This is a genomic window from Enterococcus sp. DA9 (genome assembly GCF_008000875.1).
In the GTDB taxonomy this organism is placed as follows: domain Bacteria; phylum Bacillota; class Bacilli; order Lactobacillales; family Enterococcaceae; genus Enterococcus_B; species Enterococcus_B lactis.
Genome location: NZ_CP042839.1, coordinates 285,581 through 305,956, shown reverse-complemented (window position 1 = coordinate 305,956; position 20,376 = coordinate 285,581). Strand labels below are relative to the sequence as shown.

General features: G+C 37.6%; 20 protein-coding genes and 1 tRNA gene. 16 read left to right on the top strand and 5 right to left on the bottom strand.

Annotated features, from left to right (window positions below; translation table 11 throughout):
* Positions 1-14 precede the first annotated feature (14 nt).
* Both FTX43_RS02320 and FTX43_RS02315 read left to right on the top strand, forming a co-directional pair.
* Positions 15-452, top strand: coding sequence for a PTS sugar transporter subunit IIA (locus tag FTX43_RS02320; RefSeq protein WP_002291499.1), 438 nt, complete (start codon positions 15-17; stop codon positions 450-452).
* 12 nt (positions 453-464) lie between these two features.
* Complete coding sequence (locus FTX43_RS02315) at positions 465-1,616, top strand: mannitol-1-phosphate 5-dehydrogenase (protein WP_061086264.1); 1,152 nt, start codon at positions 465-467, stop codon at positions 1,614-1,616.
* Positions 1,617-1,677: 61 nt separating this feature from the next.
* Here the strand turns inward: FTX43_RS02315 and FTX43_RS02310 are convergent, their stop codons facing one another.
* The 3 genes from FTX43_RS02310 to FTX43_RS02300 form a co-directional block, all read right to left on the bottom strand.
* Positions 1,678-2,376 carry a type 1 glutamine amidotransferase gene (locus tag FTX43_RS02310; protein ID WP_002310101.1) on the bottom strand — a complete coding sequence of 233 codons (699 nt, stop codon included), beginning with the start codon at positions 2,374-2,376 and terminating at the stop codon, positions 1,678-1,680.
* Complete coding sequence (locus FTX43_RS02305) at positions 2,369-3,721, bottom strand: Mur ligase family protein (protein WP_002310102.1); 1,353 nt, start codon at positions 3,719-3,721, stop codon at positions 2,369-2,371. The genes FTX43_RS02310 and FTX43_RS02305 overlap by 8 nt, the downstream gene beginning before the upstream one ends.
* A gap of 222 nt (positions 3,722-3,943) precedes the next feature.
* A complete protein-coding gene (locus FTX43_RS02300) occupies positions 3,944-5,344 on the bottom strand; it encodes a TrkH family potassium uptake protein (RefSeq protein WP_002310104.1) in 1,401 nt (466 codons plus the stop codon).
* A 160-nt stretch (positions 5,345-5,504) separates the two neighbouring features.
* Here FTX43_RS02300 and FTX43_RS02295 point away from each other — a divergent pair, with 160 nt between their 5' ends.
* From FTX43_RS02295 to lepB, 4 genes are all read left to right on the top strand, one after another.
* Positions 5,505-6,242 (top strand): epoxyqueuosine reductase QueH, encoded by a 738-nt coding sequence (locus FTX43_RS02295; RefSeq protein WP_002310105.1) that lies wholly within the window; start codon positions 5,505-5,507, stop codon positions 6,240-6,242.
* A 124-nt stretch (positions 6,243-6,366) separates the two neighbouring features.
* A complete protein-coding gene (locus FTX43_RS02290; RefSeq protein WP_002310106.1) occupies positions 6,367-6,846 on the top strand; it encodes a hypothetical protein in 480 nt (159 codons plus the stop codon).
* Complete coding sequence (locus tag FTX43_RS02285; RefSeq protein ID WP_002310109.1) at positions 6,843-7,610, top strand: DUF6681 family protein; 768 nt, start codon at positions 6,843-6,845, stop codon at positions 7,608-7,610. The genes FTX43_RS02290 and FTX43_RS02285 overlap by 4 nt, the downstream gene beginning before the upstream one ends.
* Before the next feature lie 173 nt (positions 7,611-7,783).
* Entirely contained in the window at positions 7,784-8,353 is a 570-nt protein-coding gene (gene lepB / locus FTX43_RS02280) for a signal peptidase I (RefSeq protein WP_002316795.1), read from the top strand.
* 121 nt (positions 8,354-8,474) lie between these two features.
* Here lepB and FTX43_RS02275 read toward each other — a convergent pair whose 3' ends face one another.
* Positions 8,475-9,077, bottom strand: coding sequence for a class I SAM-dependent methyltransferase (locus tag FTX43_RS02275; protein WP_002314093.1), 603 nt, complete (start codon positions 9,075-9,077; stop codon positions 8,475-8,477).
* A gap of 320 nt (positions 9,078-9,397) precedes the next feature.
* Between FTX43_RS02275 and FTX43_RS02270 the strand changes: the two genes are divergently transcribed.
* The 7 genes from FTX43_RS02270 (at position 9,398) to upp (ending at position 16,402) form a co-directional block, all read left to right on the top strand.
* Positions 9,398-9,982: a thymidine kinase gene (locus FTX43_RS02270; protein ID WP_002291517.1), complete on the top strand. Its 585-nt coding sequence runs from the start codon at positions 9,398-9,400 to the stop codon at positions 9,980-9,982.
* A gap of 2 nt (positions 9,983-9,984) precedes the next feature.
* Positions 9,985-11,058 (top strand): peptide chain release factor 1, encoded by a 1,074-nt coding sequence (gene prfA, locus FTX43_RS02265; protein WP_002291519.1) that lies wholly within the window; start codon positions 9,985-9,987, stop codon positions 11,056-11,058.
* Positions 11,051-11,890, top strand: coding sequence for a peptide chain release factor N(5)-glutamine methyltransferase (gene prmC, locus FTX43_RS02260; RefSeq protein WP_073490472.1), 840 nt, complete (start codon positions 11,051-11,053; stop codon positions 11,888-11,890). The genes prfA and prmC overlap by 8 nt, the downstream gene beginning before the upstream one ends.
* A gap of 193 nt (positions 11,891-12,083) precedes the next feature.
* Positions 12,084-13,109, top strand: coding sequence for an L-threonylcarbamoyladenylate synthase (locus tag FTX43_RS02255; RefSeq protein WP_002320384.1), 1,026 nt, complete (start codon positions 12,084-12,086; stop codon positions 13,107-13,109).
* Between the two features lie 165 nt (positions 13,110-13,274).
* Positions 13,275-14,519: a serine hydroxymethyltransferase gene (gene glyA / locus FTX43_RS02250; RefSeq protein WP_002310116.1), complete on the top strand. Its 1,245-nt coding sequence runs from the start codon at positions 13,275-13,277 to the stop codon at positions 14,517-14,519.
* A 171-nt stretch (positions 14,520-14,690) separates the two neighbouring features.
* Positions 14,691-15,638: an alpha/beta hydrolase gene (locus tag FTX43_RS02245; protein ID WP_080491738.1), complete on the top strand. Its 948-nt coding sequence runs from the start codon at positions 14,691-14,693 to the stop codon at positions 15,636-15,638.
* A gap of 134 nt (positions 15,639-15,772) precedes the next feature.
* A complete protein-coding gene (gene upp, locus FTX43_RS02240) occupies positions 15,773-16,402 on the top strand; it encodes a uracil phosphoribosyltransferase (protein WP_002291540.1) in 630 nt (209 codons plus the stop codon).
* A 137-nt stretch (positions 16,403-16,539) separates the two neighbouring features.
* On the opposite strand, the gene FTX43_RS02235 is transcribed toward upp, so the two are convergent.
* Complete coding sequence (locus FTX43_RS02235; RefSeq protein ID WP_002291542.1) at positions 16,540-16,782, bottom strand: hypothetical protein; 243 nt, start codon at positions 16,780-16,782, stop codon at positions 16,540-16,542.
* Between the two features lie 120 nt (positions 16,783-16,902).
* Between FTX43_RS02235 and FTX43_RS02230 the strand changes: the two genes are divergently transcribed.
* The 3 genes from FTX43_RS02230 (at position 16,903) to acm (ending at position 20,042) form a co-directional block, all read left to right on the top strand.
* Positions 16,903-16,975, top strand: a tRNA-Thr gene (locus FTX43_RS02230).
* A 137-nt stretch (positions 16,976-17,112) separates the two neighbouring features.
* Positions 17,113-17,412, top strand: coding sequence for a bacteriocin immunity protein (locus FTX43_RS02225; protein WP_002310121.1), 300 nt, complete (start codon positions 17,113-17,115; stop codon positions 17,410-17,412).
* A gap of 464 nt (positions 17,413-17,876) precedes the next feature.
* Positions 17,877-20,042, top strand: a complete 2,166-nt coding sequence (acm, locus tag FTX43_RS02220) for a collagen-binding MSCRAMM adhesin Acm (RefSeq protein ID WP_073490474.1) — start codon at positions 17,877-17,879, stop codon at positions 20,040-20,042.
* The last annotated feature ends 334 nt before the right edge of the window (positions 20,043-20,376 follow it).

Here is a 20,376-nt window from a genome sequence, read left to right as displayed (position 1 = left end):
GGGAGGAAAACAGCATGCAAAGTTTGCCATTCGACATGATCGAACTCAATCGATCATTTAAAACCAAAGAAGAAGCGATCCGCTATTGCGGTCAAAAGCTTGTAGAAGCAGGATGCGTTGATGAGGAATATATCGATGCCATGGTAGAAAGAGACAACATGTTATCTGTTTACATGGGGAATTTTATCGCGATTCCTCATGGAACAGATGAAGCAAAAAAATATGTGAAAAAATCCGGCATTTGTGTCGTACAGGTGCCAGACGGTGTCAATTTTGGTACGGAAGAAGAAGAAAAGATTGCGACTGTTTTGTTCGGTATAGCAGGAGTCGGCGATGAGCATCTGCAACTTGTACAGCAAATCGCACTTTATTGCAGTGATATGGACAATGTTGTCCAACTAGCAGACGCGCTCAGCAAAGAAGAAGTAACGGAAAATCTAGCAATTGCTTAAGGAGAGAGAAAAATGAGAGCAGTACATTTTGGTGCAGGAAATATCGGTCGAGGATTTATTGGAGAAATTTTGGCAACTAATGGATTTGAGATTACTTTCGTAGATGTGAATCACACGATCATTGATGCTTTAAATGAAAGAAAAGAATACGAAATCGAATTAGCAGATGAATCAAAAGAAAGAATCACTGTGAAAAATGTCAAAGGAATCAACAATCAAACAAATCCAGAAAAAGTAATCCAAGAAATCGCTGAAGCAGATTTAGTCACTACCGCCATTGGCCCGAATATCTTACCTTTTATTGCCGAGTTGATTGCAAAAGGTATCCAAGCAAGAGAAATGGAAGGAAACGCAACACCTTTAGATGTCATTGCCTGTGAAAACATGATTGGTGGTTCAGCATTTCTAGAAAAAGAAGTGTATAAATATCTTCCAGAAACATCATTTACTGACAAATATATCGGCTTTCCAAATGCAGCAGTCGATCGAATCGTCCCATTACAACACCATGAAGATCCTTTATTCGTCCAAGTAGAACCTTTCAAGGAATGGGTCATTGACGATAGCCAAAGAAAAAATAAAGAAATCCAATTAAAAGGGGTTTTATATGTAGATGATCTAGAACCATATATCGAACGCAAACTATTTAGTGTCAATACTGGTCATGCGACTGTCGCTTATACAGGTGCCTTGTTAGGTTACCAGACCATTGATGAAGCAATGCAAGATGCGTTAGTTGTAGCACAATTAAAATCAGTTCTGCAGGAAACAGGAAGTTTGCTGATTGCCAAATGGGGGTTTGATTCAGAGCAGCATCATGCGTATATTGAAAAAATCATCCATCGTTTCCAAAACAAATATATCTCTGATGCGATCACACGTGTCGCTCGGACACCATTACGTAAGTTAGGTTATCAAGAACGGTTTACACGGCCAATGAGAGAACTGCAAGAACATAACTTGACTTGTCCACATTTGACGGCAACAATGGGTATTATTTTTAATTATTATGATCCTGAAGATGAACAAAGCCGTCAACTGCATGAAATGAAGATCCATGAAAACTTAGAACAATTGATCCAAGAAGTCACAGGAATCAATGATCCGAAAACAATCGGGAATATCAAGCAAAACGTGAACCGTTATGCCAAGCAAGTCGCTTAAAATAGGATACGAAAAAGGGGAATGTGACGCAACTTTTGTCACATTCCCCTTTTTCGAATAACTAGGCTGTTTGTCCTTCAAGATAGGGCAGGTCCAACTCTTCACCGTAACGTTGTTCTAAAGCTAGGCGAATCAAGCGAGCTGCTAATTTCTCATTTCTTGCAAGGATAGGTCCGTGGAAATAAGAACCGAAGACATTTCGGTAAATGACACCTTCGGATTGATCTTCCCCATTGTTCCCTTGACCTTGTACCACTTTCCCCAAAGGCCGTTCACCTTTACCTAAGAAAGTCCGACCATTGTGGTTTTCAAATCCATAATAAGTTTCATTGAATTCTTCATTATGGATGACAATGTCACCGATAAACCGGTTGTTTTCCTGACTTAATGTGTAGTGATCCAGGGCACTGATACCTTGGATCTTTTCTCCGTTGGCTCCCATGTAGTAGTGACCCAGCAATTGATAACCACCGCAAATGGCTAACATGACACCATCATTTTCGATATAGTTGATCAAAGAATCTTTCTTTTTCTGGATGTCTTTTGAAATGATCAGTTGCTCAAAGTCTTGACCACCGCCAAAGAAAACCAAGTCATATTTATTAGCATCAAAAGGTTCATGTATACTAACGATCTCCGTATGGCAAGAAACCCCCATTTTTTCTGCTACATATTTCAACATCAAAAGGTTTCCGTTATCACCATATGTGTTCATCAAATTTCCATAAAGGTGGGCGATATTGAGTTCATAATTAGCCATGATTCATTCCTCCTTTGATAAATCCTTGAGCCGCTAGTTCTTTACGTAGCTGCAATACAGCAGTGTAAGTAGCTAAGATATAGACATGTTCAGTTGGTAATTCTTTGATTTTTTCGATTACTTCTGGTAATTCTTTTGTTTCTGTCAATTTATTTTCTGGAATCCCGGCAACTTTCAGACGTAAAGTCATATCTGTATGACGATCTCCTCCAGAAATAACGGCTGGGATATCCATATCGGCAAAGTTTTCAAAATTACCATCCCAAATCCAGCTGACATCGATTCCATCTGCGTAATTGGCATTCAATAAAGCTACTAAAGAAAATGGATAAGGAGCTAGACCAATCATATCGATTACTTGATTGATGCCTACAGGATTTTTGACAAGTACTAATGTACATTTCTTTCCATTGATATTGATGACTTCTTGTCGGCCGAACACTTTCTCGTCATATCCTAAACCTTGTTTGATTTTATCAGGATCGACATTGAAGTACTCCGCCACTGCAGTAGCTGCTAAAGCGTTGTAGACGTTATACATACCACCAACTTCGATTCCATATTCATGACCATCAATCACAAAATCTGCTGAAACATTGTCCATCCGTACCATATCAGTCAATCGGTAATCCAGTTCAGGACGTTTGAAGTCACAATTTGGACAGTAATATTTTCCTAAGTTTGCATAAGTGATCATTTTATAATGCAGGATGTGATGACAATTCGGACACAAGACACCGTCTGTATTGTAATGCGCCATTTGTTCACGATCTTCTTCATGGTCAAAGCCATAATATTTTCTAGGATTAACTGTTTCGATCGAATTGAAGATCGGTGAATCACCGTTACTGATAATCGTTGCATTTGGTGACTTTGCGGCACCGTCTACAATCATTTTATAGGTCGTATAAATTTCTCCATACCGATCCATTTGATCACGGAAAATATTTGTAAATAAAAATAGTTCTGGTTTCATATATTCTGTGACTTTGCTCAAACTTGCTTCATCTATTTCTAGGACAGCAAATTTTTTCTGTCCTTTTTTTGGTTTTGCCTGCAAGAAAGTCGATACAATTCCCTGTACCATATTCGCACCAGTAGGGTTGGTTAGAACTTCATCGAATTGCTGGCGCAAAATATTGACTGTTAAAGCGGTAGTCAATGTTTTACCGTTTGTTCCGGTAACAACGACGACTTGGTAGTCTTTTGCCAAGCTATCCAATATATGTGGATCGACTTTCAGCGCTAGTTTACCTGGTAAACTTGATCCGCCTTTAAAAAAAGTTTTTAATGCCCATTGCGACGTTTTCCCAACTGCAATCGCAAAATGACTGCGTATTCCCATTATGTAACCTCCAAAAACGATTTGCTGACGAATAAATTCAACTAATCATACCATATGTTGAAAAAAAGGTTAAATTGCTTTTCTTATTCTTAAGAAAAGGTTACGGCTGAAAGTGCATGAAATCGGAGAAAACCGCATGATTTAAAAAAAAACAGCTTGAAACAAAATGATTGTTTCAAGCTGGTGTGATTTTATTATTACTCTTCATCGGTCTTTTCATTATTAACCAATAATGATTTTCTCACTTGGATATTCATAGCCCAGATCTCGGGTTTCTTTTGGTACGAACAGCATCAATGTATACAGCATTCCAATCCGCCCAATAAACATCAGGGCAGCAATCGTGATTTTCCCTACAACAGACAAGTCGCCGGTAATCCCTAAGGACAAACCAGTTGTTCCAAAAGCAGAAGTTACTTCGACGATGATCGAGATCAGTGTTTGTTCCTCTGTAGCAGATAAAAAAACGATACAAAAGAAACACATACCAAGAGAAAGCATAAAGACAACGACTGACTTTCGCACATCATCTTGATCGATTCTCCGTCCAAAAATATTGATATTATCTTCACTCTTGAGGAAGGAGTATAGATACAAACCGATGATTGCTACAGTAGTTGTTCGAATCCCGCCTCCTACAGAACTAGGACTGCATCCGATAAACATCAGTAAAGAAAAAATGATCAGTGTCGTAATCTGAAAATCACCCAAATCGTGAATCTGGAGACCGGCATTACGAGTCGTAATCGAATAAAACATCGAATTGATCCATTTGACACTCATACTGGAATCTTGGAATAAATGGTCCTTTTCCAATAGATAAATTAAGATAGTTCCCGAAACAAACAAGATGACAAAAGCCAACACAGCCAATTTGGTAAACAAGGAAAAACGAAATGGAAGCTTTGCACTGGAACGTTTATATAATAGCCACTCCCGACACTCCATCAATACAGGAAAACCAATTCCGCCGACAAAAATCAAAAACATGATTAGGATTAAGAAAAAATAGTCATGTGCAAAGGGCTTGATGGAATCCCCAGTGACGTCAAATCCAGAGTTCGTGACAGCCGATATCGCCTGATAAAAACCGTAAAAAACGGCATCACGCCAACGATCAAAATAGCCTCTGTAATAAAAATAAATAGAAAAGAATGTCCCAAAAAGTAATTGAAACCAGATTAAAATAGCAAAAGTAATCCGGATCAGTCGGACGATACCAGACAAACGCGGTTGATTCATATCCGTCATGATCAGCTGCCGCTGTTTCAATGTGATTCGTCGTTTAGAAAAAATGACAAAAGCAGTAGAAATCATCATGATCCCCAAACCACCAACTTGAAATAATATTTCCAGCAGTATAATGCCGTTATCATTGAACACAGAATTGATATCAAAAGTCGATAGTCCAGTCACGCTCACTGTACTGATTGCCATGAACAGCATGTCCACAAAAGAAACATGGCTATCTGGTTCGCGAAAAATCGGCAGATAAAATAGAACGAGTGATAAGACCGTCATCAATATATAATAAAAAACGATGATTTGGATCGATGAGAAATGATTAGCAGCAAACTTCTGTCCTCGCCGTTGCAGCCTTCGAAAGAATAAATCAACATGCACAGTACTATCCTCCTGACAATAGTCGTTTCTACCAGTATACAAGGGGAATCAGGAATACTCAAAGAAATTATTGAACAGATAACAATACAGCTTTCGATTAAAATAGAAATGGCTTATAATAAAGCAAATCCTAGAAAAAAGAAGGAGGAGGAATAACAAATTGATCAATGCCCAACAAATCGTAGAAAAAATGAAAAATCAAAAAATAAATTATGATACAGTTCTAAAAAAAATGATCATGCAATGGGAGAAAGAAGAAGTAAAGCCTAAGATATTAATACATACATGCTGTGCTCCTTGCAGTACGCACACGTTGGAATTCATGTCTCAATATGCAGATATCACGTTATTTTTTTCAAATTCGAATATCCATCCTAAAAGTGAGTATTTGCGGAGGTTACATGAACAAAAACGATTTGTAGACCAATTTAATGAGAAAACTGACCATCATGTAGCGCTGATTGTTGATGAATACCGTCCAAGTGAATTCACCAAAATGGTTTTAACAAACCATCTTGAAGACGAAAAAGAAGGTGGTGCTCGCTGCAGTGCATGCTTCAATATGCGATTAGATCTTGTTGCGCAAAAAGCGCAAGAACTAGGATACGATTACTTTGGAAGTGCCCTGACGATCTCACCAAAGAAAAATGCAGCCTTGATCAATCAAATCGGAATGGATATCCAAAAGATTTACGGGACACAATATTTGCCAAGTGATTTCAAGAAAAACAAAGGCTATGAACGCTCTTTGCAAATGTGCAAAGAGTATGATATCTATCGCCAATGTTATTGTGGTTGCGTGTTCGCTGCCAAGCAGCAAGGATGTGATCTGAAAGAAATCAATCGGGAAGCAAAAGCTTACTTAAAAACATCGACCGTAGTTTTTGATGAAAATTAAAGAAATCTTTCGGAAAAACGTAAGAAAAAAATAAAGAATTTATGGTAGAAATAAGGTAGACTGTATAATTTGTCCGTAGTAAAGTAAGAAAACAAGAATAAATTTCAATGAAGGAAGAGATAAGATGCGAAAAGTAGCACCTATTTTGAAGCCAATCGCTGTATTAACAATCTCGACGATTGTCGCGACTACTACAGGTATTGTGAATAGTTCCAGCTACCGTGCACCCAGTTCAAGTTCTAGTACTGTAGAAGAAACAACACCAACTACTTCAGTCTCGACATCTGAACCAACAACAACGGAAAGTTTGAATGAAACCACTACGACAAGTACATGGGACGACACAACAACTAGTTCGTCGTATGATGAGACATATACAACTGACAGCTCAAGCGAAACAAGCAATACGGTACCAGATGGCACTTCATCGGATTCAACCAATCCAAGTACAAGTCCGGATACAAGTGCTAGCTCCGAAACGATACCAAGCAGTACGACTGTAGATGATAACACGCAAAATGATGATGCAGCACGTACAGCACAGCAAAACCAAGATTCAGGAAATACCCAAACGTATAACCAACAAGCAGGTGATTCTCAATGACATTTTTACTAGACCTTATCAATGGGGTGCATAAATTCCTTGGCTATTTAGACATCAGTCCTAAATATCTTAACCGTGGATATACGATTTTAAGTGTGATCCCCACGCTTTATTTATTGAGAATTGTTTATGGACTTTGGCAAAACCAAAACTATCTTCAATTTTTCTTATATGGACTTGCATTTCTAGTGCTTGTTTATTTTACTGTTTTAAATGTATTTTATTACTTTTTAGATAAAAACACGAAAGCCGATGTCACACAGCTTTTTGTGAAGTATTTGCCTGATGAAGCGTTCAACATCCAGACAGAAGAAACAATCAATAATGGAAATTCGATCGATAAAGTGAATACACAAGAGGTCATGGTTTCTTATGACGAAGATTACCAATTGAAATTAGCCGAGAATATGCGGTACTTGATTGGAAATGGTGAGATCAAAATAAATGAACTCGGTCGCATGGATGGATTTCTTGTCGATAGAAATACGTTGTATCCTTATTACTATGTCAAGAAAACAGGAGAGAAAGAGTATGTTCTAAATATTGGACGAAGCTACTCGGACATGGAAAAAGTAGGGACCATTCGGCTGAGCTCAACAGAAGACACATTAGAACCTGTCGGATTGTTCATCGTTGGCGGTGATTTTGTCAAAGACGGGTTGCGTTATCATGAGCCTTATCGCCTGAAATTAATTGCAAAAAAAGCACAATCACAAGAAGAACAAGTTGTTTATAGTCGGAGCCAAAGAAGAAGACATTCATAAGGGGATGTGACATGACTTTTGTCATGCCCCTTTTTTATATAACGAGAAAAATAGAACGAACACGTCACTTATTCTTTCCTTTCATTTATAAACATTGTAGAATAAAGAGAGTACAATGAAATATCGTAAAAAAATGTAATAAATAACGAGGAAATATAAGTAGGAGGTAAGCTGTGAAAGAATTTTTGAAAAATTGGGGGATTCTGATCCTTGTATTAGCGGCTATTTTATTAGCTAGAGTGTACGTGTTTACACCAGTCACTGTAAACGGACATTCGATGGACCCTACATTAAGTGATGGACAACGACTGATTTCATCTAAAATCTCGAACTATGAACGAATGGACATCATTACTACGAAGGAACCAGGGGATGAAGAACGAATGATCGTTAAACGAATCATTGGTATGCCTGGGGACACAGTTAAGATGGAAAATGACCAGTTGACCATTAATGGCAAAAAGTATGATGAGCCTTATCTAGATAAGTTCAAAAAAGAATTTTCAGAAGATAAGTTACAAGGAGAGTATGCTTATAGTTCAGGGTTCCAAGCACAAGCAGAAAGTGCCTCTACCTTTACGAGCGATTTTGAATATACTGTGCCAAAAGGAAAGTATCTTGTTCTGGGTGATAACCGTTTGATTTCAAAAGACAGCCGAATGTTTGGGTTAGTCGACAAAGATATGATCCAAGGCAAAGTTGTTTTCCGCTACTGGCCTCTTTCCGAAATCAAAATCATTTGATGAAAAAATAAAAAGAAGAGGTTGTGACAGAAGTGGTCAGCTTCAAGAAATAAGAAACTGCTTTTGGAACACCGTTTAAACGAAAAAAGAAGCTGTGACATATTTTTGTCACAGCTTCTTTTTAAGCTTTTTGGCTGATGGATAGGAAAAGCGAAGCGTTTTTGTTCATAAATAGCTTTTCTCCACGATGAAAAGTATGACTAGCAGTAGAGACAAAGCCAGTTTTTTTCAATCGATCGTTCAATTCTTCTTGGATAAAGCCATTATGGACTTTCGGATGACTGATTTGTTCATTCTTGTCAAAATCTACAATAATCAGTTGACCGCCAGGAGCTAAAAGTTCGAAAAGTTTCATGAGAATAGTCTTCGTATCAGGAATGTGCAAAAGTACGAGTGATAGAAGGATCACATCTGCTTGGATAGCAGGAAATTCGACAGAAGCATCAGCGTGGATCGTTCGGACATTTTTCAGATCTGCTGCTTGGATCTTTTCTTCTACCATTTTCAACATAGTTTCTGAAGCATCGGCAATGATCAGTTCTTTGAATCTTTCCGCAAGCGGTAAACTCACAAGCCCAGTTCCGCCTCCGTAATCCAGCAGGACTTTTTGGTGGCTGTCGCGCGGTAGATAAGTTGTTAGTTCTTCGCGAATAATCTTGGCTAATGCTTGACGGTCAGGGGAATCATAATGATTAGCGATGGAATCAAAAATATTTTTTGTCATCAAATAGCTCCTTACATAAAACTTTGGAATTTTAACTTATTATAGCACGTGAAAAGAAAGAAAACATGCTATACTCAATTCAAAAAGAAAGTATTTAGCAGATGTACTTATTTTTATAAATCCTAAGAATTTTCAAGGACAGAAATTTTTCTAGAAAGATAAGATAAATGGATCGCCTTATTTAGTTCTTGTCAAAAAATTGGAACAAAAGTAAGCAAGGGATTTGAACGATAATCTGTGCTTGATGAAAATTCTCACTGTAAAAAATGTTGAAAATCAAGTATAATACCATAGGAACAAACTGGAAGGTGAAAAAGAGCATGGCACAACTATTTTTTAAGTATGGCGCAATGAATAGCGGCAAGACAATCGAGATCCTAAAAGTCGCACATAATTATGAAGAACAAAATAAACCAGTTGTCTTGATGACAAGCGGTATTGATACGAGAGATGGTTTAGGCGTTGTTTCAAGCCGAATCGGACTGAAACGTGAAGCAATGCCGATATTTGAAGAAACAGACGTATTTGACGTGATTCAGAACATGGAAAGCAAACCCTATTGTGTGCTGATCGATGAAGCGCAGTTCTTAAAAAAGAAACATGTCATTGCTTTTACGAGAATCGTGGATGAATTGGATATTCCGGTTATGGCGTTTGGTTTGAAAAATGATTTTCGAAACGAGTTATTTGAAGGATCAAAATATTTATTGCTTTACGCAGACAAGATTGAAGAAATGAAAACGATCTGTTGGTTCTGCCACAAAAAAGCAATCATGAATTTACATTATATTGATGGGAAACCTGTTTATGAAGGCGATCAAGTGCAAATTGGCGGAAATGAAGCTTATTACCCCGTTTGTCGAAAACATTACTTTCATCCATCAATGATTACAGAAGGAGAATAAGCATGTACGATCAATTACAATCAATTGAAGACCGTTATGAAGAGCTTGGAGAACTTTTAAGTGACCCAGAAGTGATTTCTGATACAAAGCGCTTTATGCAACTTTCAAAAGAAGAAGCAAACACGCGCGAAACAGTCGAAGTTTATCGTCGTTATAAAGAAGTAGTACAAGGGATCACCGATACAGAAGAACTGCTTGGTGAAAAACTGGATGATGAAATGGCTGAACTAGCAAAAGAAGAATTATCTGAGTTAAAAAAAGAAAAAGAAGTCTTAGAAGAAAAAATCAAGATCTTGCTTTTACCAAAAGATCCAAATGACGATAAAAATATCATCATGGAAATCCGCGGAGCAGCAGGTGGAGACGAAGCAGCCTTATTCGCGGGTGATCTTTTCAATATGTACCAAAAGTATGCTGAAGCACAAGGTTGGAAAACAGAAGTGATGGAAGCAAATGTTACCGGGATCGGTGGATACAAAGAAGTGATTATGATGATTACCGGAGAGAATGTTTATTCGAAATTAAAATATGAAAGTGGTGCACATCGTGTCCAACGTGTTCCTTCAACTGAATCGCAAGGGCGTATCCATACTTCCACAGCGACAGTTGTCGTGATGCCAGAAGCTGAAGAAGTAGAGATCGATATCGAAGACAAAGATATCCGCACAGATATCTATCATGCTTCAGGTGCTGGCGGACAGCACGTCAATAAAACAGCATCTGCGGTACGTTTGACTCACTTACCAACAGGGATCGTCGTTGCTATGCAGGATGAACGTTCTCAGATCAAGAACCGTGAAAAAGCAATGAAGATCTTGCGTGCTCGTGTGTATGATAAGATTCAACAAGAAGCACAAAGTGAATATGATGCCAATCGAAAATCAGCAGTCGGAACTGGGGATCGTTCAGAACGGATTCGGACGTATAATTTCCCACAAAATCGCGTGACTGATCACCGTATCGGATTAACTATCCAAAAATTAGATCAGATTTTAGCAGGGAAATTGGATGAAATCGTTGATGCATTGATCATGTATGATCAAACATCAAAACTGGAAGCTATGCAAAATGGGTAAAATGACCTATCGAGAAGTCCTGTCACGGGCTTCTTCTTTTTTAGAGGATCATGGAAAAGAAGCATACAGTATCCAATTTTTATTTTTGGAACGAAAACAATGGAAAAAACTTGATTGGCTCCTTCATATGAACGAAGAGATTTCAGAAGAAGAACAACAGTTGATCGAAACAGATCTGCGACTTCTGCTTGCAGATCATCCGCCTCAGTATTTGCTAGGATATGTAGATTTTTATGATCATCGGTTGAAGGTAACCGAAGAAACACTGATTCCTCGACCAGAAACAGAAGAGTTAGTGGAGTGGTGTTTAGACGAGACGCCTGATGTACCATTGGAAGTGATAGATATCGGGACAGGGACTGGGGCGATTGCTATTAGTTTGAAAGCAGCAAGAAAAAATTGGCATGTATCTGCCGTAGATCTTTCTGAAGAAGCATTAGAAGTCGCGAAAGAAAATGCTCAGCACGAAGGAACGAAAATCAGTTTTTACCATGGGAATACATTGGAACCAGTACAGGATCGGCGATTTGATGTGATTATTTCTAATCCGCCGTACATCAGTCGGAATGAATGGGAACTGATGGATGAAAGTGTCCGGTCATTCGAACCTAAGATGGCCCTTTTTGCGGAGAACGATGGATTAGCTGTTTATGAAAAAATAGCAGTTGAAGCACCAAGCGTACTAAAACCAAATGGAAAGATTTTTTTAGAAATCGGATTTCGCCAAGGTGAAGCAGTAAAAAAAATATTCCAGCAAGCATTTCCAGATAAAAAAGTGGCGATAAAAAAGGATCTTTTTGGTAATGAACGAATGATCCAAGTCTACAGTTGAAGCTGTGGATGAAAAAATTTTTATTTGTTTTTTTATTATAAAAAAACACTAATTTGACAAGGATGTAAACGACTTTTTGGCTTATCAACAAGTTTATCCACTATTGACAAACGAATGATCCACAGTCAGTGGAAAACTTGAGGATAAAGTTGGATAAAACAAGAACGTATGAAAAAGGGGTTGTGGATAAACTGTGGAAACGAAACGTTATGATGAAACTGAATTAAAAGAGGCAGCCAAAGCACTGAAAGCAGGAGAACTTGTTGCTTTTCCTACTGAAACAGTGTATGGATTGGGCGCCAATGCTCTATTGCCAAATACTGTCAAGAAAGTGTTTTCTGTAAAAGGAAGACCTCAAGACAATCCATTGATCGTCCATGTCGCCTCTTTTGAACAAGTGAAAGAGTATGTGGACAACTTTCATCCAGAAACAGAGAAGATTGTGAAGAACTTCTGGCCTGGACCACTAACTTTGATATTTAAAATCAAAAAAGATACCTTGCCCTCAGTTGTAACAGGAGGATTATCCACAGCTGCATTTCGTATGCCGGATAACAAAAAAACACTAGAAGTAATCGAACTTTCAGGGGTTCCGCTTGTCGGTCCAAGTGCAAATACGTCGGGAAAACCAAGTCCGACAACTGCAGATCATGTATTCCATGATCTACAAGGAAAAATTACCGGGATCATTGATGATGGAGCTACGCGAATTGGAGTAGAATCCACTGTTCTTGATTTAAGTGATCCAACAGCCATGCCTATGATCTTACGACCAGGTGCAGTAACGAAAGAACAAATCGAAGCAGTCATCGAATCTCCTGTTGCTATTGATCAGCATCTTGTAAAAGAAAATGAAACACCAAAAGCTCCTGGGATGAAATACAAGCACTACTCACCCGATACACGTGTTCTGATGGTCAGAGAGGGCGATTGGTCAACTGCAGTTCAATGGGCAAAAAATAAGAAGATCCGTGTAGGTGTCATAGCAAGCCCCGAAATTTCGGATCAAGTGCGGACAGATACTGCAGCTGTTTATATGTATAACGACAACTCAGTAGAAGCGGCGGCTAAAGGATTGTTTGCAGGTCTAAGAGGATTAGATGAACCAACACTTGGGTTAGATTTGATTTTTGTACAAGTATATCCAGAAACTGGATTGGGGAATGCTTATATGAATCGCTTGAAAAAAGCAGCTGGACAAAATTATTTTGAAAAATGATCAATTGGTTATTGCCGCATTCTTTTAGTATGATACAATGCTATCAAGTAAATCTTCTATCAGTGAACGAAAAACGAAGTGTGAATAGAAGAGATACGAATATTTGGCAATTTGTTTTTGATGGGAAAAATAAAATTGTAGGAAAATAAAAAGGAGCTGTTGTTTGTGGTAGATTACAAAACGTTTGACCCTGATCTTTGGGCTGCGATCGCCAAAGAAGAAGAAAGACAAGAACATAATTTGGAGCTGATTGCCTCTGAAAACTTTGTCTCCGAAGCAGTGATGGCTGCGCAAGGAAGTATTTTGACAAATAAATACGCAGAAGGTTATCCAGGGCATCGCTATTATGGAGGATGTGAATTTGTCGACATCGTTGAAAATTTAGCGATTGACCGTGCAAAAGAATTATTCGGAGCGAAATTTGCGAACGTCCAACCTCACTCCGGCTCTCAAGCCAACACGGCTGCTTATCTCGCTTTGGTAGAACCAGGGGACACGATCTTAGGAATGGATCTTTCCGCAGGCGGACATCTAACACATGGATCACCAGTCAACTTCAGTGGCAAAACCTATCACTTTGTTGCTTACGGTGTTGATCCGACAACAGAAGTTATTGATTATAATGTGGTACGTATTTTAGCTAGAAAACATCAACCAAAATTGATTGTAGCAGGTGCCAGTGCTTACGGACGAACGATCGACTTTGCGAAATTCAGAGAAATCGCAGATGAAGTAGGCGCAAAACTGATGGTAGATATGGCACATATCGCAGGATTAGTAGCAGCAGGACTTCATCCTAATCCAGTTCCTTATGCAGATATCACAACGACTACCACTCACAAAACATTGCGCGGACCTCGAGGCGGCATGATTTTGACAAACGATGAAACATTAGCGAAAAAAATCAATAGTGCGGTCTTCCCTGGTATTCAAGGCGGACCTCTAGAGCATGTGATTGCTGGGAAGGCAGCGGCATTCAAAGAAGCACTAGATCCTGCATTTAAAGAATATAGTGAACAAATCATTGCCAATGCAAAAGCAATGGTCAAAGTATTCAATCAAGCAATCGGAACAAGAGTCATTTCAGGAGCGACAGATAATCATCTGATGCTGATCGATGTTCGTGAGTTAGGTATAAATGGAAAAGAAGCAGAGAGTATTTTGGACAGTGTGAATATCACGGTAAATAAAAACTCGATTCCTTTTGAAACGCTAAGTCCATTCAAAACAAGCGGCATCCGAATCGGTACACCAGCAATCACTACTCGCGGGCTTAAAGAAGAAGATGCTGTAAAAGTGGCTGAATTAGTTGTTAAAGCATTACAAGCAAAAGGCGACAATGCTCAATTAGACGAAGTCAAAACAGGTGTACGCGAATTAACTGAAAAATTTCCATTGCATAAAAAATAAAAATTTAAATTCCATATAATACAATAATACAGAAAAGTTCAATACCGGACTTTTCTGTTTTTTTCTATTTTATTTTTTATAGAAAACGGATTCTTTGACAATATTGATGATGCTCTCTAGTATATGAGGTGTAATTTTAGTCTTCACATTAAATCCCAGGGAGGAAAAGTCATGACTGATCGTATCTCGTTAGAAAAGGAAGCCATAGCATTCAGTGATGCAAATGCACCTCATCCGCGAATCTATGAACTAGCACCGGAAAAAGGAAGAGCATTACTGGAAGAAGTACAAGAATCACCTGTGAACAAATATTCCGTTGATATTGAAGACTTGATGGTAGATACTGGCGAATGGGGAAAAATCAATATTCGTTTTGTACGACCGGAAGGAAATATAGATAAATTACCAGTTATTTTTTATATCCATGGAGCTGGTTGGGTCTTTGGCAGTACTCAAACCCATGATAAATTGATCAGAGAACTTTCGGTCCGCACGAATTCTGTCGTTGTCTTTCCAGAATATAGTCGATCACCTGAAGCGAAATATCCAATAGCAATTGAACAAAATTATGCTGTGTTGCAACAGCTGAATAAATTAGCCAAGTCAAAAAATCTGGATCTCGAGAATCTAATCGTTGCAGGAGATTCAGTTGGTGGTAACATGGCTACAGTCATGACGATCTTAACAAAAGAACGAAAAGGGCTCCCAATATCTAAACAATTGCTGTATTATCCAGTTACCAACGCTGATTTTGATACAGATTCCTATCATGAATTCGGAGAAAACTATTTTTTGACAAGAGAAGGAATGAGATGGTTTTGGGATCAATACACGACGAATGAGGAAGAGCGTGCTGAGATCACAGCTTCGCCTTTGAGAGCAGAACTGAATGAACTAAAAGATCTACCTCCGACAATGATTTTGACAGGAGAAGCGGATGTATTAAGAGAGGAAGGCGAGGCTTATGCACGCAAACTTCGTGATGCAGGGGTTCCTGTTACACAAGTACGCTTCCAAGGAATCATCCATGATTTCGTCATGGTAAATGCTATGGATCAGACAAAGGCAACGCGTGCAGCAATGGCATTATCTACTTCTTGGATCATGGAAAAAGAATAAGCTTTGCTTGTCAGCAGGAAAACTTCTTTTCAAAAAAGGATTTTCTTAGGAAAAATGGCGAGTTTGACTAGTCAATCACTTGATTTTGTTTTACAATTAAAAAGAAACGACAGAACAAAGGAGAGCTTAAAAAAATGGGCAAATTTCAAGTGATCGATCATCCATTGATTCAACACAAACTAACTATTATTCGGGACAAAAACTGCGGAACAAAGGTTTTTCGTGAAGTAGTCGATGAAATCGCTATGTTGATGGCATATGAAGTATCACGGGATATGCCGTTGGAAGACATCGTGATCGAAACACCGATCACTGAAACAACACAAAAAACGTTGTCCGGTAAAAAAGTAGCGATTATTCCAATCTTGCGTGCAGGTATCGGAATGGTTGATGGTATCTTGGAATTGATTCCAGCTGCTAAAGTGGGCCATATCGGTCTTTATCGAGATGAAGAAACATTTGAGCCACATGAATATTTCGTCAAACTTCCAGAAGACATTGATGCACGTCAGTTGTTCGTAGTAGATCCAATGTTGGCAACAGGTGGATCAGCAATCATGGCAATCGATGCATTGAAAGAACGTGGCGCGTCGAACATCAAATTTGTTTGTTTGGTAGCAGCACCTGAGGGAGTAAAAGCTTTGCAAGAAGCGCATCCTGATATTGATATCTATACAGCTTCTCTAGATGAAAAATTGAATGAACATGGTTATATCGTTCCTGGACTAGGGGATGCGGGTGACCGTTTGTTTGGTACAAAATAAGTAAAATGAAAAAGGATGTGACACAACTTTTGTCACATCCTTTTTTGGTCATTTTTAATGTTTGAGGCAGAGCAGCTTTTTCACAGCTTTCGTTTGTATATAAAAAAACCATCCCAAAAATGCAGAGATGGTCAAATTCAAATCTTTTTAAGTTCTTTGTAGTTAACGATTACTACACCTTTGCTTTGCGTCATCAAGTTCGCATTTTCTGCAGTTTCATCAATCTCAACAACAGCGGAATTTTTCAATTGTTTTGAAATCGTTCCAGTTTGCGGCTTGCCGTGAATCGTGAACATTACGTGAGTATTGATCTTGAATTTTTCACCAATTTCCGATGGTACGATAGTTGTATCAAATTTTCCAAAAGTTGCCATTTTCATAAAACCTGCCTTTCACATCAATTATACCACGTTTTATGAAAAATATCATGAAATTAAACTAATTTTCCATCGAACTCTTTACAATCAGCCAAATAGAGTATATAATTTCTTTTGGATAAGGCCAGCTTAGCTCAGTTGGTAGAGCAACGCACTCGTAACGCGTAGGTCGTAGGTTCGATCCCTATAGCTGGCATAAAGCAAAAGACAGATACCCTGGTTGGATATCTGTCTTTTTCTTTATGTCTGTGTGATTTAAAAACCACTAAAAATGGCGTATACTTTGTGTATAGAATGTAGTGGGGAGAAATATATTTCTGGGAGGAAATCGTGATGTCTAAAAGTGAAGAAATAGAAAACATGGTACTAAAATTATATGATCTCGTTTTAAATCCAGAGATCAATGAAAAGGAACGTATACTTCTGATAGAAGCAAAAACAGGCTTAGAAAAAGGTCAGTATTATCCTAAAGTCATGAATAATTTGGAACGTAGTTTACGTCCGTTAGCAATCAAGGGAGAATTGTCTAAAGCAGTCTCACCGTTTTATATGGAGATATCAACAATAGGAAAATTTGAAAAAGAATTAGGTCGAGGAATGGCTTCGGCATCGATTACTTTTGGGCATTTATAAAAATGGATTATTCATCTCAATGAATTAAAAAGTAGCGTCAATCACAGAATACAGGCTAGGTTCGTTTATTTGAACAAAGTCTGTATTTTTTATATTGTGTTTTATTCTTTATTTAACATAAAAACAGCTGTTATAAAATAATAATGCTAATTAAAAGAATATTTTATGCAACTATAGTTATTTATGCACGTTGCATTTTTGTAAGTTAAAAATTGGAAATATAGATTGAAAAAATGAAAGCAATAAGTAAAATAAAATGAATATATGCGAAAAAATAATTTACATTAGGAAAAACCTTGTAAAAACAGTTTTTTGGCATATTTATTTTTTATAAATATTTGTAAAATAACTATCAATTTTTTAGTTAAAAGATTGGAAATGAGTAGGGGAGGAATTGAAGAAAGGATTTTCGAGAGATGATATGGTAGGTTTTATTTTTAGTTAGAATAGGGGAGATAGAAAAAATGAAAAAGTGTAGAAATATTATTTTATCAATGTTATTTATTATTACTAATATAACATCACTGATTCCTGTTCATGTCTATGCGGATGCAGGCAGAGATATCAGCAGTAACGTCACTTCGTTGACCGTGGACCCAACGAATATTACAGATGGAGGAAACATAAAAGTAAAATTCTCGTTTGACGAAAAAAAACAAGATATCCAGCCAGGTGATTATCTTTGGATCAATTGGCCAAGTGAAGGAAATATTCGCGGTGAAGGATTCCAGAAAGAAATCCCATTAATGATTGAAAATAAAAATGTTGGAACTTTAACGGTCAGAAAAGATTCTGCACAGGTTGTATTTAATGAAAATATTAAAAACATAGACTCAGTAGAAGGGTGGGGGCAATTTGAGATCCAGGCCAGAAACGTAACCGATACTGGTGAAGAAAATACGGGGCCATTCACCGTGATGAGTGGTGACAAAACGGCTACTGTAAATGTGACAAAGCCAGCTTCTGGTTCTTCTTCTAGCGTTTTTTATTATAAAACAGGAGACATGCTTCCTGAAGATACTGAGCACATTCGATGGTTTTTGAATATTAACAATGACGGCACTTACGTTGAACAACCAGTTAAAATCAGTGATGAAATCCAAAGTGGACAAAGATTAGATCCAAGTACGTTTGAAATTAATCAAATACACTTAGGTGAACAGAAAGTTTACAGAGGAGAAGAGGGAATCCAACAATTTTTACAAGATTTCCCCGGTGCTACATTTGATTTTTCAGTAAATGATAATTACATTGAAATAACTATACCAAAAAACTTTGTCAATCTTAGGAAAATAATGGTGAGTTATAAGACGATTATAGAAACCCCAGAACAAACAAGTTTTGAGAATCATTCGAAAGCTTGGTTTAAAGAAGTTAATAAACCTGCTGTTGATGGAGAAGGTTTCAATCATACGGTTAAAAATATTTCAGCTTCTGGTGGAGTCAACGGTACAGTTAGAGGCGAATTGAAGATTTTCAAATATATCAATGGCACAGAGATTGGTATCCCAAATGTGACTTTCGAATTAAGACGAGCAGATGAACAGCCTATTCAAGGACAGTCTAGTATCCTGTTGACTTCGAATGAACAGGGAGAAGTTAGTATCAAAGGTCTGCAAGTAGGAGATTATGTTGTAAAAGAAAAAGAAGCACCCAATTGGATTGATTTTGATCCACTAAGTTCAAATGAACTCAAATTCTCCATAAATGAAAATGATACAGAGGGAGTCAGTTTACCTATTTATAACAAGAAAAAGGTTACGAACATCACAGCAACTAAAATTTGGAACGGTGGAACCACTCCCAGACCAAGTATTTATTTTAAATTATTCAGAGAAAGTACAAACAATTGGGAACCAGTTCCTGATGCAGAAACAAAGCGATTAGATAATGGAATAACTTCAGTGACTTGGGAAGATATCCAACAGTATGATGATAGTGGAAACGAATATACGTTTAAAGTGCAAGAAGTAGACCAAAACGGAAATGATTACGTCCCTTCAGGTTATCAAAAAATTGAAAACGGGCTAGTCGTTACAAATGAGAATAGAGAAGTCATTTCGGTCTCAGGACAAAAAACATGGGAAGACAATGAGAATCAAGACGGTAAACGACCGACAACGATCACAGTGAATCTATTAGCCGACGGTCAACCAATCCAACATAAAGAAGTAAGTGAAAAAGATGATTGGCGCTATCGTTTCACAAATCTGCCAAAATACAAAGACGGGCAAGAAATCATCTATACTGTAACGGAAGACAATGTACCAGAATACAGTACGACAATTGACGGGTATAACATCAAAAACAGTTATACACCGGGCAAAACAAATATATCTATACCAGGTAGCCATATAACACCGTGGAAAAATTTTCCAGAGAAGACAGAGAGAGAGAAAATTAGAAATCTATTCTCTCAAAAATTGCAAATATTTGCTCATACAGGAGAATCTAGCGAACAAAGAACCAATTATATTAGTAAGAGAGCTGTACCTAAACAGATAACAAATAAATCAAAAAACATTCTTCCTAAAACAAGTAGTAAAAAATCTAGTTTTGCTGTAATCATTGGTTTATTGATAGTAACTATCTGTACAGGGATATTCTTACAAAAATATAAAAAAGTTTAGATAGAATAATTTTTGTTATTCAGAATATAATATTTTTTGTTAAATATGACTGAAAGCAAAAGGATAAAATTCCGCTTTATAATCAAAAAGAGCATGGGACAATAGTAAAGAACACTTTTGTCTCACGCTCTAAACACGTATAAACGGCGGAAGCAGAAGCCACTCCTTCGGAAATAAGCTGAAATTCACAAAAATTTGAAAAGCAATTTTCGTGAATTTCTTCTTATCTCTTGGAGTTAAACGCTTCTGTCCCAGCCTCTTTTCGTAGAATCATTAAATATGGATTTGGCTAACTATGGAAGAATACTCTAGTTTTCAGCGTTCATACTAGTTG

Coding starts and splice junctions, on each gene's coding strand:
- FTX43_RS02310 (WP_002310101.1), bottom strand. CDS start 2,376: ATGGCTAATTATGAACTCAATATCGCCCACCTTTATGGAAATTTGATG.
- acm (WP_073490474.1), top strand. CDS start 17,877: ATGAAAAAGTGTAGAAATATTATTTTATCAATGTTATTTATTATTACT.
- FTX43_RS02320 (WP_002291499.1), top strand. CDS start 15: ATGCAAAGTTTGCCATTCGACATGATCGAACTCAATCGATCATTTAAA.
- upp (WP_002291540.1), top strand. CDS start 15,773: ATGGGCAAATTTCAAGTGATCGATCATCCATTGATTCAACACAAACTA.
- FTX43_RS02290 (WP_002310106.1), top strand. CDS start 6,367: ATGCGAAAAGTAGCACCTATTTTGAAGCCAATCGCTGTATTAACAATC.
- FTX43_RS02270 (WP_002291517.1), top strand. CDS start 9,398: ATGGCACAACTATTTTTTAAGTATGGCGCAATGAATAGCGGCAAGACA.
- FTX43_RS02225 (WP_002310121.1), top strand. CDS start 17,113: ATGTCTAAAAGTGAAGAAATAGAAAACATGGTACTAAAATTATATGAT.
- prmC (WP_073490472.1), top strand. CDS start 11,051: ATGGGTAAAATGACCTATCGAGAAGTCCTGTCACGGGCTTCTTCTTTT.
- prfA (WP_002291519.1), top strand. CDS start 9,985: ATGTACGATCAATTACAATCAATTGAAGACCGTTATGAAGAGCTTGGA.
- FTX43_RS02235 (WP_002291542.1), bottom strand. CDS start 16,782: ATGAAAATGGCAACTTTTGGAAAATTTGATACAACTATCGTACCATCG.
- FTX43_RS02305 (WP_002310102.1), bottom strand. CDS start 3,721: ATGGGAATACGCAGTCATTTTGCGATTGCAGTTGGGAAAACGTCGCAA.
- FTX43_RS02275 (WP_002314093.1), bottom strand. CDS start 9,077: ATGACAAAAAATATTTTTGATTCCATCGCTAATCATTATGATTCCCCT.
- FTX43_RS02315 (WP_061086264.1), top strand. CDS start 465: ATGAGAGCAGTACATTTTGGTGCAGGAAATATCGGTCGAGGATTTATT.
- FTX43_RS02285 (WP_002310109.1), top strand. CDS start 6,843: ATGACATTTTTACTAGACCTTATCAATGGGGTGCATAAATTCCTTGGC.
- FTX43_RS02245 (WP_080491738.1), top strand. CDS start 14,691: ATGACTGATCGTATCTCGTTAGAAAAGGAAGCCATAGCATTCAGTGAT.